General features: G+C 60.2%; 12 protein-coding genes. All 12 read left to right on the top strand.

Annotation, left to right across the window (positions count from 1 at the left end; genetic code table 11):
* The first annotated feature begins 99 nt into the window (after positions 1 to 99).
* Positions 100 to 741 (top strand): S-layer homology domain-containing protein, encoded by a 642-nt coding sequence (locus tag H5U38_14865; GenBank protein MBC7188304.1) that lies wholly within the window; start codon positions 100 to 102, stop codon positions 739 to 741.
* Positions 742 to 821: 80 nt separating this feature from the next.
* On the top strand, positions 822 to 2,030 hold the full coding sequence (locus tag H5U38_14860) for a flagellar assembly protein T N-terminal domain-containing protein (protein ID MBC7188303.1): 1,209 nt from the start codon (positions 822 to 824) through the stop codon (positions 2,028 to 2,030).
* Positions 2,031 to 2,066: 36 nt separating this feature from the next.
* On the top strand, positions 2,067 to 2,996 hold the full coding sequence (locus H5U38_14855) for a hypothetical protein (protein ID MBC7188302.1): 930 nt from the start codon (positions 2,067 to 2,069) through the stop codon (positions 2,994 to 2,996).
* Between the two features lie 278 nt (positions 2,997 to 3,274).
* Complete coding sequence (locus tag H5U38_14850) at positions 3,275 to 4,030, top strand: FecR domain-containing protein (protein MBC7188301.1); 756 nt, start codon at positions 3,275 to 3,277, stop codon at positions 4,028 to 4,030.
* A gap of 41 nt (positions 4,031 to 4,071) precedes the next feature.
* Positions 4,072 to 5,289 carry an AI-2E family transporter gene (locus tag H5U38_14845; GenBank protein MBC7188300.1) on the top strand — a complete coding sequence of 406 codons (1,218 nt, stop codon included), beginning with the start codon at positions 4,072 to 4,074 and terminating at the stop codon, positions 5,287 to 5,289.
* A complete protein-coding gene (locus H5U38_14840) occupies positions 5,286 to 6,587 on the top strand; it encodes a DUF512 domain-containing protein (protein ID MBC7188299.1) in 1,302 nt (433 codons plus the stop codon). Before H5U38_14845 ends, H5U38_14840 begins: the two co-directional genes overlap by 4 nt.
* Positions 6,584 to 7,900 (top strand): ribosome biogenesis GTPase Der, encoded by a 1,317-nt coding sequence (der, locus tag H5U38_14835; GenBank protein MBC7188298.1) that lies wholly within the window; start codon positions 6,584 to 6,586, stop codon positions 7,898 to 7,900. Before H5U38_14840 ends, der begins: the two co-directional genes overlap by 4 nt.
* Positions 7,901 to 7,905: 5 nt before the next feature.
* Complete coding sequence (locus tag H5U38_14830; protein ID MBC7188297.1) at positions 7,906 to 9,651, top strand: hypothetical protein; 1,746 nt, start codon at positions 7,906 to 7,908, stop codon at positions 9,649 to 9,651.
* Between the two features lie 462 nt (positions 9,652 to 10,113).
* Positions 10,114 to 11,067, top strand: coding sequence for an alcohol dehydrogenase catalytic domain-containing protein (locus tag H5U38_14825; GenBank protein MBC7188296.1), 954 nt, complete (start codon positions 10,114 to 10,116; stop codon positions 11,065 to 11,067).
* A 308-nt stretch (positions 11,068 to 11,375) separates the two neighbouring features.
* Positions 11,376 to 11,891, top strand: coding sequence for a hypothetical protein (locus H5U38_14820; GenBank protein MBC7188295.1), 516 nt, complete (start codon positions 11,376 to 11,378; stop codon positions 11,889 to 11,891).
* Between the two features lie 51 nt (positions 11,892 to 11,942).
* Positions 11,943 to 13,220: a tetratricopeptide repeat protein gene (locus H5U38_14815; protein MBC7188294.1), complete on the top strand. Its 1,278-nt coding sequence runs from the start codon at positions 11,943 to 11,945 to the stop codon at positions 13,218 to 13,220.
* Between the two features lie 109 nt (positions 13,221 to 13,329).
* A partial coding sequence (locus H5U38_14810; protein MBC7188293.1) for a DUF374 domain-containing protein occupies positions 13,330 to 13,956 on the top strand: 627 nt, incomplete at its 3' end.

Here is a 13,956-nt window from a genome sequence, read left to right as displayed (position 1 = left end):
TATCCAAGTAGCGACAAGCCGCTGTACTTCATGGGCATCACATACAAGTAAGGCTACGACTTTGGTCAGGCGGCCGCTGCCTTTGCCAAGGTAATCGAGATGAAAGGCAACTACGCGGCGGCAGCCGACAAAGAATGGGCCTTGGTGCAGAAGATTCAACGCGCCGCCCCTGGCACCAAAATCGGCGCCAAGATCGCCCTCATCCCGGAGATCAGCCGTGCGGACTTGGCGGTGTTGCTCATGGAAGAGCTCAAGCTCATGGAGCTCTTAGAGAAGAAGCGCGCCAAGACTTACGACACCGGCTTCCGCCCACCCGAAGACGTCACCAAGATGGCGCAGCCTGAGGCTAAGCTCCCGGATGTGACGGACATCGAAGGGCATTGGGCCAAGAACTGGATCAAGGACATCGTGGCCGCCCAGGGCATGGATGTGTTCCCCGATCACACCTTCCGCCCGGACGAAAAAATCACCCGGGCCAATTATGCCAAGATTATGCAGGACATCATGATCCTGGCCACTGGCGATCAGACGCTAGCCACCAAGTTCATCGGCGAGTCGTCGCCCTTCCCGGATGTCAACCCGAGCCACTGGGCCTTCAACTCCATCATGCTCATGGTCAGCCGCGGCATCATGGCGGCCGACAAGATGACCGGCGAGTTCAGGCTCAACGACCACATGTCTGGGGCAGATGCCCTTCTGGCCATACGTGACTTCCAGAACGCGATGCGCATGACGTTCTAACTGACGAAGGGGATCCCAAACGCGGGGATCCCCTTCTTGTTCGTCTTCACGTGCGCATGCAGACGGAGAGGAGGTTGCAGGTGAAGAGTCTTTCAACCCTTGTACTGCTGTCGCTCACGCTCCTCGTCGGAGACGTCACTGGCATCTGCCAGGTGCCGCCCCCTATGACCAAGGTGATCGAAGCAGTCGGCACCGGCAGCATCTTTGAGGGCGACGTGGCGGGCGCCCGCGACCGTGCCATCGATGACGCCCTGCGCCAGGCAGTTGAACAGGCCCTTGGCACTTTCATCGAGTCCGAGACTAAGGTGCAAAACTACCAGGTCGTCGACGACAATATCCTCAGTTGGACGCGGGGCTACGTCAAGAATTACACCATCCTGTCCGACTACAAAAAGACCCCGGAGCTCTATGAGGTGCGGCTCAAGGCAGAGGTGGAGTTGGGCGAGCTGCAGCGTGACGCCGAGGCGGTCAAGAACCTTATCGAACGCATGGGCAACCCGCGGGTGATGGTCATCATCGACGAGCAGAACATCGGCGACCCGACCGGCCATTTCCGCTGGTTTGAGGTGAACATGACCGCTGCAGAGACGGCGATCATGCAAAAGTTCATGGACAGCGACTTTCCGGTGGTGGACCCCGGCACGGTGCGTGAGAACATCAAACGCGAGCAGGTGATGGCTGCTCTGCAGGGAGACGACAAGGCCGCCGCTGCCATAGGCCTCTCCTTCGGCGCCGAAATCGTCATCACCGGCAAAGCGGTGGCAACGGTGGCCAGCGGCTTCAACATGGCGGGCATGAAGTCCTGCCAGGCGAACATCACGGCGCGCGTGGTGGAGACCGATGTGGGCCGGGTGCTGGCTACCGCCAGCGAGCACGCTGCCTATCCGCACATCGACGAGGTAACCGGCGGCACGATGGCCATCCAGAAAGCTGCCAATAAGCTGGCCGAGGGACTCATTGCCAAGATCCTCGCCAAGTGGCGGGACAAGTACTACAACGTCGGCGAGGTGAAAATCGTGCTGCGCGGGCTGGAGTCGATGGCGCAACTGAGCGATTTCGTCACCACGGCCAAGTTCTACCTGCGTGGCGTCAAGAACATCTACCAGCGCAACTACGGCGGCGGTTCTGCAGAGCTCGATGTGAAGCTCAGCGGCAATGCCACCCAGCTGGCGCGCGAATTCGAGCGGCGCGACTTTGGTCGCTTCACCATCACGGTGGAAAGCGTCTCTGCGAATCGTATCACAGCCCGCTTCGTGCCAAAATCGCAGCCCGTGGCTCAGCCTGAGTAAGTGAAGGTACGGTTTCTATCCCATCGAGGTGATGCTATGAAGAGACGATTGACCACCCTTGTGTTGTGCGGCCTGCTGCTTTCGCAGCTGCCAGTACTCAGCAGAGCCCAGACCAGCGAACCGACAAAGCGCCTCAAGCGACGCGTAGCCGTGTTCGACTTCCAGGACAAGACGGCGCATCACTACCATTGGTGGACCGGGCAGCCAGTGGGCGAGGGCATGGCCGACATGCTGGTCACCGCTTTGGTCAAGACGGGCAACTACCGCGTGTTTGAGCGCAAGGAGATGGAGTCGCTGCTCAAAGAGCAGGCGCTGGGCATGGCCGGCATCGTCACCCCGGAGAGTGCAGCACAGGCAGGCAAAATGCTCGGCGTTGAGCTGGCCATCATTGGCGCGGTGACCGAGTTCGGCTACAGCGAAGGAGGCGTAGGCGGACGCGTCAAAGGGATCGGCGTTGGCGTCAAGTCGACCAAGGCGACGGTGGCCATCGACGTGCGCTTCATCAACACCACCACTGGCGAGATCCTCGTAGCCGAGACGGTGCGCAAGGAGCGCTCCTCCAAGGGGCTGGGCGTCGACACCCCGGAGATCAGCTTCGACAACCGCGACAAGTTCGACGAATCCTTGGTCGGCAAGGCCACCCGTGACGCCATCGATGCGCTCGTGGAGCTGGTGGAGAAATCGGCAGCCAATGTCCCGTGGCAAGCCAAGATCATCAAGGCTAATGGCTCGGTATTCATCAACGCAGGCGCAGAGGCTGGCGTGCAAAACGGTGACGTGTTCGTGGTCTACCGCAAAGGTGAAGAGCTGGTTGATCCCGACACTGGTCTGTCGCTGGGCTCGGTCGACCAGAAGATAGGCAGGATTAAGGTCACCAACAACAACCTCGGCAACGGAAAGGCCTCCGAATGCGCCGTGTTGGAGGGCTCCGGCTTCCAACGGGACGATATGGTGCGCCTCCAGTAGTTCACTCCGCGGATCGTGGAACCAGAGTAGGGCTCTGGCCGGCAAGCCACTTGGGCGTGGGGGGATTTTGCATAGAGGGAGCAGAGCCCCCGCAGGGGAGGCGTGTAACGGCGTGGCCTCCCCTGTTGCTTTCCGGCGCTTCTGCAGTGGAACACAGTCGGCCATGCATGGCATGGAAGCATGGGGGGCGTAGGTTGCGACGCATGCCAGGAATGCCGCAAACACTGCGGCCATCCCAGCGGACTTGGGAACGGAGAGGAACAGGAGGAAAGGAGAGAATGGAAAAGACACGGCATTGGTTACCCTTTGCTGTCATGATGCTGATACCCGTCCTCTCTGTGCCTGCATTGTCCCAGCCGCCCAAGATCGGCACGATCACCTTCCTCGTGGGCAATGCTACCGACATCACCGTGCGGCACCAGGCGAGCAACGAATGGCTCCCGGCCAACTTGAAAATGGAGCTGTACGAGGGCGATGTCATCCGCACCGCAAAAGAGTCGCGCGCGGAGATCACCCTTTTCGACAAGAGCATTCTGCGCATCGGTGAGCAGACCGAGCTCGAACTCAACAAGGCAACGATTGCTAAGAAGGCCAAGGAAATACAGTCTAACCTGAACAAGGGCAAGCTTTGGGCGAACATCGCCCAGGCAGGGGGTACGCGCACTTTCCAGGTGAAGGCACCTACGGCAGTCTGCGCGGTACGCGGGACCGTCTATCGCATCGACGCCGACTCAGCCACTACCGTTTTGGTTTACCAGGGGGCAGTGGACGTCGGCCCGCTGAGCAAACTTGAACCCAAGCAGGAAAAACCTGGCCCACGCTCCCTGCAGCCTTACCAGATACCAGGGCCTTACGAGGTGCCTCCCCCCTACCAGGTTACCTTAGAGGAATGGATCCGCATTGTGAAAGGCTTTCAAGTGACTGTCCGGCCCGACGGCAAATACCACAAGAGCCGTTTCGACGAAGCAGAAGACGCAAAGTTGGACTGGGTACGGTGGAACAAGGAACGCGACCGTCAGGCCCGTCAGCGGTAGCGGGCTAGCACGCGTGGAGCCATTGAGACAGCGACCGCCTTATGCTCGAGAAGAAAGACCGGTTTGACGCGTTACTCATCGTCAGCGCCTCCGTTCTGATGGGGGCGCTGCTCTACACAGTACGCAGCCACCTGTCGCCGCTCGTCGTAGCACTCGCCATTGTGGCGCTCCTTTTTCCTCTGCGCCGCCAGCCTGTGGCCCGGCACCTCCTCCTGGTCTTGCTCCTGCTGTTTGTCATCTGGCTGGCTCATGAGCTTCGGGACGTGTTATTCCCCTTCGCTGCATCCCTCCTCCTGGCGTATCTTCTTGACCCAGTGGCAGAGCGTATGCAGCGTTGGCGCCTGCCGCGCACTGCTGCTGTGGCGATCATTGTCGCTCTGCTGGTAGGCATCGTCCTGCTCGCCTTGGTGCTCATTGTCCCCAGGATTCTGGACGAAGTGGGGGGCATGGTGGAAGCAAGCATAGCGTTCGCTGGGCAAGCCAGGACCTGGGTGGAACGCGACCTGGTCGCCGCGTTAGGGCGTCTCGGCATAGGCAGCACGCAGATTCAGGAACAGCTTGTGCCAAAGATTGCCAATCAGGCGGAAGGTTTCCTCAAGTTCCTGTTTCAGAGCCTGCTGCAGCTCACCTCGAGTGTCTCTGCGCTCCTCGGTCAGCTCCTGAACTTGGTGCTCATTCCCTTTTTGACCTTCTTCCTCCTCAAGGATTTTGACCGCCTCAGGGCTGCGGTGCGGCGTCTTCTGCCGGACAGGCAACAGAGTCGCGCCCTCGAGGTGGTGCACAGCGTTGACCGAGTACTGGTGGGCTTTTTTCGTGGCGAGCTGTTGGTCTGCCTGATCGTTGGCACGCTCACTGCCATTTTGCTGAGCATCTTTCGCATCCCCTATGCGTTGCTGCTGGGTGTTCTGGCCGGCGTGCTGAACCTCGTGCCTTATGTGGGACTGGCGATCACCATGCTGGTTGGAGTGCTGGTAGGACTCTTCAGCCCCAATCCGCTTGTCACCACCATCAAGATCGTGATCCTCATCGAGAGCGTCCAGATCCTGGAAGGCTCCTTCTTGTCCCCGAAAATCGTGGGCGACAAGGTGGGGCTCCACCCAGCCTGGGTGATGTTCGCCATCCTGACGTTCTCGAAGCTTTGGGGCTTTCTCGGTCTGGTCATCGCGGTGCCCACTGCGGGCGTCATTGCCGCCTTGCTCCGAGGCTATTTCGCCAGGGTTCGCGCCCAGCGCAGCGCTGCGGTTCCTGACGTTCCATGAGAATCGTTGCAGTCCACAGCGGCGGATTGGGGGAAAAGCTGGGGCTTCGTCCAGGGGACAGGCTCATTTCGATCAACGGCCACCCGGCAAGCGATGAGCTCGATCTTTTTTTCTGGTCAGCAGAGGGTGTGCGGGAGCTCGAGGTGGAGCGCGATGGCCGACGGTATGGACTCAGGTGTGGCGCAGCGTCAGCACAGGAGCTCGGCCTGGATCTGGAGCCGATGCGGGTGCGCACGTGCGGCAACGCGTGCCTCTTCTGCTTCGTCGACCAGAACCCACCGGGCATGCGGCCAGCGCTCTATGTGAAAGATGAAGACTATCGTCTCTCTTTCTTGCACGGCAACTACGTGACCCTGTCCAACGCCGGGCGCCGAGATCTCTTGCGCATCGCCGAACTGCGCCTCTCTCCTCTCTACGTCTCGGTACATGCCACCGACCGTGAGGTGCGGAAGAAACTCCTCGGCCTGCGCCAGGACGATCGCCTCCTGGAAAAACTTGCGTTTCTGGCCGGAGCCGGGATTACCCTGCACGCACAGGTAGTCATCTGCCCCGGCTACAACGACGGCCTCTTTTTGGACCAAACGATCGACACTCTCCTGGAATTCTTCCCGCAGATGGCCTCCGTGGCGCTTGTGCCCGTAGGACTGACCCGACACCGGGAGGGCTTGGCGCCCCTCGCTCCTGTGCAGCCTGAGGACGCAGCACTGCTGGTGGAACGCTATGAACAGCGCGCGCAAGAACTGCGGAACCTTTTCGGCAGTCATTTTGTCTACCTGGCAGACGAACTGTACTTGATGGCCGGCCTGGACGTGCCGGAGGCTGAGCGCTACGAAGACTTTCCCCAAGTGGAAAACGGCGTGGGCATGGTGCGAAGATTCCTTGATCAGCTGCAGAGCGACATACACAGCTTGCCGCGGGCGGTGAAGAGCGCCACTCGCCTTACCCTCGTCACGGGAATGCTGGCGGCGCCGGTCGTGAAGCACGCCTGCGCCCAGATCGCCCAGAGGGTGGCCAACTTGCGCACGGACGTGGTGGCGGTCGCCAATCGCTTCTACGGCGACACGGTTACCGTGAGTGGGCTCCTCACCGGCCAGGACATCTTTGCAGCTCTGAGTAGTCGGGATTGCGGCGATTTGGTACTGGTGCCTGCAAACTGCCTCAACGTCGACGGGCTGTTCCTTGACGATTGGACGCCGGAGCAACTTGGGCAGATGCTGGGAGTGCCGGTGGAAGTAGTCGACTATGAGCGCATTGCGCAGATGTTCGCAGCCCCTCTGCTGCAGGAGCGCGCGGCATGAGCCTGCCAATCGTCGCCATAGTCGGCCGCCCGAATGTGGGCAAGTCCACTCTTTTCAATCGCATCGTAGGCCGCCGCGAGGCAATCGTCGACCCCACCCCTGGGGTAACTCGGGACCGCAAATACGCGGAGGCGGAATGGACCGGAAGGCGCTTCCTCCTCGTGGACACCGGCGGCTTTGTCAGTGGCACCGATGAGCCCATCCACCGCGCAGTCATGGAACAGCTGGCCCGCGGGATCCAGGAGGCAAACTTGGTGGTCTTCCTCGTCGACGGACGAGCTGGAGTGACCAGCGAAGACGAGGAGTTAGCACACATGCTGCGCAAGAGCGGCAAGGCCATCCTGCTGGTGGTGAACAAGATCGACACCGCCGCCCACGAGGAACTGTGCGCCGAATTCTTCCGCCTTGGGCTTGGCACCCCGTTTCCCATCTCTGCCGCGCTGGGCCGTCGCACAGGCGAGCTCATGGACGAGATCGTGCAAAGGTTGCCCGAACAGTTGCCGCAAATCTCCCCTGGCGAAGACACAGCCCTGCACTTGGCGATCGTTGGCCGGCCCAATGTCGGCAAATCCTCGCTCATCAATGCCATACTCGGCACGCCGAAGCTGGTGGTGACGGAAATCCCCGGCACAACCAGGGACGCCATCGACACCGAGTTCAGCTATAAGGGACAGCGGCTCATTCTCATCGATACCGCAGGCCTGCGCCGCAAGAGCCGCATCAGCGAGGCGGTGGAGTACTACAGCACGCAGCGCGCCTTGCGGGCCATTCGGCGAGCCGACGCCGTGGCAGTGGTCATCGACGCCAGCCAGGGCCTGTTCGATCAGGACAAGAGGATTCTCGAGCAAGTGGTGCAACACCGCAAAGGAGTGTTCTTAGTTGCCAACAAGTGGGACCTTGTCCCTGCCGGGGCACGCACCGGCGTCAAGTTCGAGCAGGCCGTCCGGGATGAACTCCGCACCCTCAGCTATGTGCCCCTCCTCTTTGTCTCCGCAAAAACCGGGCACAACGTCACGCAGGTTTTGGATGTGGCCTCAGCAATCGATGCGGAAAGGCGCAAGGTGGTACGCACGCGGGAGCTTAACCAGTTTCTTCAGGAGGCGGTCACCCAGCATGCCCCCGCAGCCTACGGTACCCGTGAAGTCAAAATAAGGTTCTGCGCCCAAGTGAATGCCGCGCCACCGGTGTTTGCGTTCTACTGCAACCACCCGCGTGGTATCCAACCCAACTATCGAACCTACTTGGAGAAACAGTTGCGCCAACGCTTTGGATTCATGGGAGTCCCACTCACCTTGTCGTTTCGCAGGAAGTAGCCCGCATGAAGCTGCACACATACCTCATCTCGATTCTGCTCACGCTCTTGACCGTCGCCTCAGCTGGCGCGGATGAGTTTGGCACTTTTCTGCAGCAGCAACGAGCAGCGGGCCTCTTGAGCAGGCAGGACGAGCTCGTCCTCAGAGTGCTGGCAACCGCGAACCCCGCGGCACTGCCCGAGCCTTACCGCTCCCTGCCCCGCGAGCCAGGCAAGTGCGCCACCGCGACCATGTGGGAAGCCAAAACCCAGTGGCATGAGTTGACTGCTGCCCAGCAGGGTATCCTTGCCCCGTATCTGGCGAGGCCTAACCTCCCACTGTCGTTGGTCAGCCCAAGCGGAAGGTTCAAGATTCATTATGCGACTTCCGGCGCTCACCAAACGACGGACTCTTTCGCTTGGGAAGCTGCCCTTGCCTTCGACCGCGCCTACGAGGTGGAGGTCGTGCAGATGGGCTATCCTCCACCGCCTGCCGACAACGGCATAGACGGCCCTGAGTACGACGTCTACATCCAGAACATTGCTGACTACGGCTGGACCTACCCGGAGATGCCCGTGCCCGAGACACCGGCATCGGATTGGACCACCTACATCGTCGTGGACAATGATTACTCCAAAGGCTTTTACAGCAAGGGACTCGATGGTCTGCGTGTGACGGCCGCCCACGAGTTCTTCCATGCCATCCACTTCGGCATTCGCGAGCCGCTGCGGGAACCTCCCGCGAGTGCTGACCTTTTCTACTACGAGGTCTCGGCCACGTGGATGGAGGACGTGGTGTGGGATGACGTGAACGACTACTACAACTACCTCTCCGGATTTTTCAATGCCCCGCATCTGCCGTTCAACGCCACTGACGGTAGGAAAGAATACGGCATGGCGGTGTGGAACCACTTCGTGGCAAAACGAGTGGGACCTGAGGCGATACGCGACTCCTGGTCGTACATGCGGACCACCAACGCCCTCCTCGCCATTCGCCAGGCCCTTGTCGAGCGCGGTCTGACCTTTGAGGATGCGCTTGCCGAGTTCGCCATCTGGAACATGTTCACCGGAAGTCGCGCGGACACGGTCACTTTCTACCCCGAGGGGAAGCACTACCCAGCCATCCGCCTGCAACGACGCGAAACCTTCGAGGAGAGAGCCGAAGTCGCCGACTCCTGCAGACGCTTATCCACGAAGTACTACTCGCTCGTTCCCCAAATACCTGCCCCCTACACGGGCCAACTCCTGAGTCCGGAGCCGAGTAGGTGGCGGCTTTCGGTGGCAGTTCTGAGCCTGCGGAGGGCAACGTTCGACTATGCCGCTGGCGACGCGGCAACTGCCCTGGGGTATCTCTATCCGACCGATACGGTGCTGGTGGCTGCATCTCGTACACACCTGGCGGACGACGACCGAAGCGGAAACAGCCACTACTCCTTTTCGGCGGTGATTGAGCCCGGCTCGCTCCCCGGGGACAACCCACAGGGGAATGCCATCGTCGGCGTTTCGAGTAATCCGTTTCGGATCGGCCAGGATGCCTTTCTGACGGTGCTCCTTCACCTGGAGACTGAGCAGGAAGTGAGCATGTCGGTCCACGATCTCCAAGGACGGCAAGTGTTCAAGGAGTCCTTGGGCCTGCTCCCCGCGCAGCGCACCCACCCATGGGCCTGGGACGGGCGCAACCACAGCGGCGAAAAGGTTACCTCCGGCGTCTATCTGATTGTGGCGCGCTTCTCGGATAACGTCTGTGTGGAAAAGCTGGCGGTGGTGAGGTAGGCAGCGTTCTCTTCCCCTGCGATGTGCCATTTTTGAACAAAAAGAGCTTGACAAAGCGGGGAAATATTGTTATTTTAGCGCAGCCGTTTCAATCGCCGTGGGAGGACGTGGGATCTGGTCCTCCGAGGGTTAGCTCGCGTAGCGAAGCCCAACGTTCGAAGAATGCGGAGCTCCGAAAGGCGCTATCACCCGGACGTGGCCGCTTTTTGGCCAGAGTGGACGGCCCGGTGGCTGACGACGCAGTGCTGCCTTGGAGAGACAGCCAGGCGGGAGGCACCGAATTTCTGTTCACGTGGGATAGTGGCGAAATGTTGAACACATGATCGGCTCGCTGAGGGGGTTCTCATTGCTTGATGCGCCGCAGAGTTCACAGGCACGGCATCTTTCTTGCACCCAATCCACGATGCAGGATGCGCTCCAAGATGCTCGAGAAAGGCTCCTTGTGACCTGTGAGGCTCGGCAATGAAGGCTCTGGTCATGGAGAGATCGCTCCGTCTGACGGAGCTGGAACGCCCCCAGCCCGACGAAGGGGAAGCGCTGGTACGGGTGCTCCGCGCGGGCATTTGCAACACAGATATCGAAATCGTCCGCGGGTACATGGGTTTCGAGGGGGTGCTGGGGCATGAGTTCGTCGGCGTGGTGGAACAGTGTGCAGACGCGCGTTGGCTCAACAAGCGCGTCGTTGCCGAGATCAACGTCGCCTGCGGCAAGTGCCGCTTCTGCACGCGGGGGTTAGCGCGCCATTGCCTGAACCGGACAGTGCTGGGCATCCAGGGTCGGAGTGGTGTGTTCGCCGAGCACGTCGCCATTCCGAGGGCAAACCTTATTGAAGTGCCGCCCGCTATCTCGGATGTGGAAGCTGTCTTCATCGAGCCGTTGGCGGCCAGCGTCGAGATTCTCGAGCAGGTACACATCGGCCCCGAGGATCGGGTAGTCATTATCGGCGACGGGAAGCTGTCGGCGCTCATTGCTCAGGTGCTCAGGCTTACTGGCTGCGCGCTGATTGTGGTGGGCAAGCACCAAGCGAAGCTGGGCCTATTCTCGCAGATAGGTATCCCCACTGCGCTGCGGAACAATTTGCCAAAGCGGTCGTACTCCGTGGTTGTGGAGGCATCGGGGTCACCCAGCGGCTTAGAGTTGGCCCTCCATCTTGTGGAGCCCAGAGGGACCGTCATTCTGAAGAGCACCTATAACGAGCGCCCTGCTATCGACGTTTCGCGCATTGTCGTCGACGAGATCACCCTTGTGGGTTCCCGATGCGGTCCTTTTCCGGCCGCCATCCGCTTACTGCAGCAAAAGCTCGTGGAAGTGGCACCGTTCGTCACAAGGACTTTTCCGTTCAGCGAGGCACTGGAGGCATTTGCCTTTGCCCAGGAGGAACAGGCCTTCAAGGTGCTGCTCGACATGTCTGGCTGAGGCAGAGCCGCCGCGGACCCTGTGGGCCGGTAGTAAAGCGAGGAAGGACTGCTCTCAGTGCTGCCGATGAGCCCAGGGGGAGGAGGCAATGGCAAAGAGGGGGCACGTTCTCGGCGGGTGGCCCAGGGTGAGACATTGTGGCGCAGGAGGGTCAACATTGGCCTCTCGCGTACCAAGGAGGGAGGTTGCAACTCCTTGATTTCCCGATTTGTTTGCAGTCAGCATGCCTGCGAAGTAGCGGCATGCTCTTTGCATTGCTGAAAGAGACGGGCGTGCCAATGCACGGAAAACCCGGCATGAGCTGAGAGATGAACGAGCTACTGTACTTCTCATCCGTGGACTTGCTGATCAGGGTCGACTATAGCCCAGACACCAATGCCCTTCGCTACTGGACCAATCGGGAGACAGAGGCCACCGAGCGTCGCTTGGTCGAGCAATACCTCCTGTCGGAGTTTGCCGCGCGCGTCGGGTACTATGACCGGGCGCCGTCGCTGTTCATCTGCATGGGCATCGACCCCCAGCTCAGCAACGAATTAGAAACGAAGCGGGCACAGGAATCACTTCGCGAAACCGTAAGCCGTGAAGAACAGGTTGAAGCGGAGGTCAGGGCGGCCATCAAGGCCTCTATGAAGGCCTACTACTTTGAGCAGTTGGGTGACGAGATTTTGGCCTTTCGCCGCGAGGTGCAACAGGGGTGTGTGCCGGAGCGGATTCGGGATGCCAAGGTGCGCATTTCGCAGCTTCTGGGCGCCTATAACCTCTACTCCGACCAGAGGCTCTCGCTGAAGGACGTGCTTCCCGCTGACTTGCACGATTACCTGTGAGGCTGACAAGGAGAACGAGGGTAGCGCCTTCACCATTGAGGACACCAAACGATGAGACGGAAGACTACCATTGTCCTTGCTGCTGCAATGGCCCTGGCACTCCTGCCGGGGCGAGTCCCTGGGCAAGGGATGAAAGATCGCTTAGGGCTGGGCTTTAATGTTGGGGCGCAGAAGCTGTATTGCGACATCTACCACACCAGCTTTGCGTTCGGTGCGGAGGGGACCGTCAAGTACCTTGTCGGTTCCAAACTGAGCCTGGTGGGGGCAATTGGCTATGGGCAGCTCACCGAGACAAGGCCCTCCAGCTTCACTACCAACCTGATCAATGCCGACCTCAAGGGACACCTTGCCCTTACCAGCCCCCGTCGCATCATCCCATACCTCACGCTCGGCCTGGGTGTGTTCAATTGGCAGTACCAGAACGCCCCCCGCTACTTCGACGGGTCACTCATCTTTGGCGGCGGCCTGGAAGTAGTGCTGCAGCCCCGCACGTCCTTGGAGCTCTATGCGGATTATCGTCACACCACCGGCGACGGCTACGATGGAATTGTCCGCCAGGAAAAGGACGGCTATCTGCAAGTGCGAGCCGGTTTTACCTACTACTTCAAGGACCGACGTGCACCGCAGGAAAAACCCTCCGAGCTCATCGCCATGGACGAAGCGGACCTGGCCGCCTGGCTGGGAAAGGAAGAAGCGGCTGACACCGCCAAGTTCAAGGCCTTCGAGGAAAAACTGGCGGCTACCGAAGCCAGCGAGAGCAAAGTTACCATGGAAGAGTACCTGGCGCTCAAGTCCAAGTTGGACGAACTCAACCGCGTGATCGCCGAAAAAGAGCGTGAGATCGAAGCCCTGCGCACGGAACTGGATTTCCGGGTGGACAGGATCGCCGAGCTGGAGGATGAGCTGAGGAAGAAGCGGGTGAGCGTTCCGGCGGCTGGCTCGGCTGTGGTTGGCGGTGACTTTTCGGCTACCTACGAAGAGGGGCTGCGCGCCTTCTACGCCCGGAACTACACCGGCGCCATCGAGACGTTCAGCACGCTGCTTAGGGAGTATCCTGACCATCGCCTGGCCAGCAACTGCCAGTACTGGATCGGCGAGTCTTACTTCGGCCTTGGCGACTACACAGCAGCTAAGGACGCGTTCGACAAGGTCTTTAGTTACGACTTTTCCTACAAGAAAGACGACGCCGCCCTCATGTTGGGACGCTGCTATATGAAACTTGGGGACAACGAGCGAGCCCGCTCTTCATTGGAAGCTTTGCTGCGGGACTACCCTGACAGCGAGTATGCGCCCAAGGCGGAGTCCTATCTGCGGCGATTGAAGGGGTGACAACCGAGAGATGACGTGGGAGCGCCGTCTGAATGAGCTCGCTCAGACGGCGTTTCTGTTTGCAGACTCAGCCGTGCCATGCGCGCGCAAAGAAATACCCTGGAGGAACATGTCCTTTCGCCAGCGGCTAAAAGAAACCCGTCGTAGAATAAGCTACTCACGCGTCTTTGTGGACGCGCTGGCCTTTAGCGCTTTTGCCCTCATGAGGCTCCTCACCAGCACCTTGCGAGTGCGCCTTTACATTCACCCCAGCGTGGACGAGGAACTGCACCGCAAGCCCTTGCTCTTTGCCTTCTGGCACGGGAGGCAGTTCTTGCTGGTGCCCCACTTCACTTCTTGGAATATTGCTCTGATGAGCGATTTAAGCTGGGCTGGGGACATTCAGACCCGCATACTGCAGCGCTTCGGCTACACGGTGGTGCGGGGGTCCAGCAGCCACGGGGGAATGCGCGCCTTGCTCGCCATCAAGAAAGCGATCGAGGCAGGCCACCCGGCCGCTTTTGCCGTGGATGGGCCGCACGGGCCCGCCTTTCAGGCCAAACCGGGCATCCTCTTCTTGGCCGAAAAACTTGGCCTGCCGTTGGCTCCGGTCGCCACCAGTGCCAAACCGGCGTGGATACTGGAGTCCACCTGGTGCCGCTACCTCTTGCCCAAACCGTTTGCCCGCTGCGTGGCCGTTATAGGCAAGCCCATCCCCCCTCGCGCGCTTGCCGCCCAGTCCACAATCGCCGAGTTA

This window comes from Calditrichota bacterium (genome assembly GCA_014359355.1).
Classification (GTDB): domain Bacteria; phylum Zhuqueibacterota; class Zhuqueibacteria; order JANLFK01; family Oleimicrobiaceae; genus Oleimicrobium.
The sequence above is the reverse complement of the archived record's forward strand: the minus strand, read 5'-3'. Positions and strand labels throughout refer to the sequence as shown.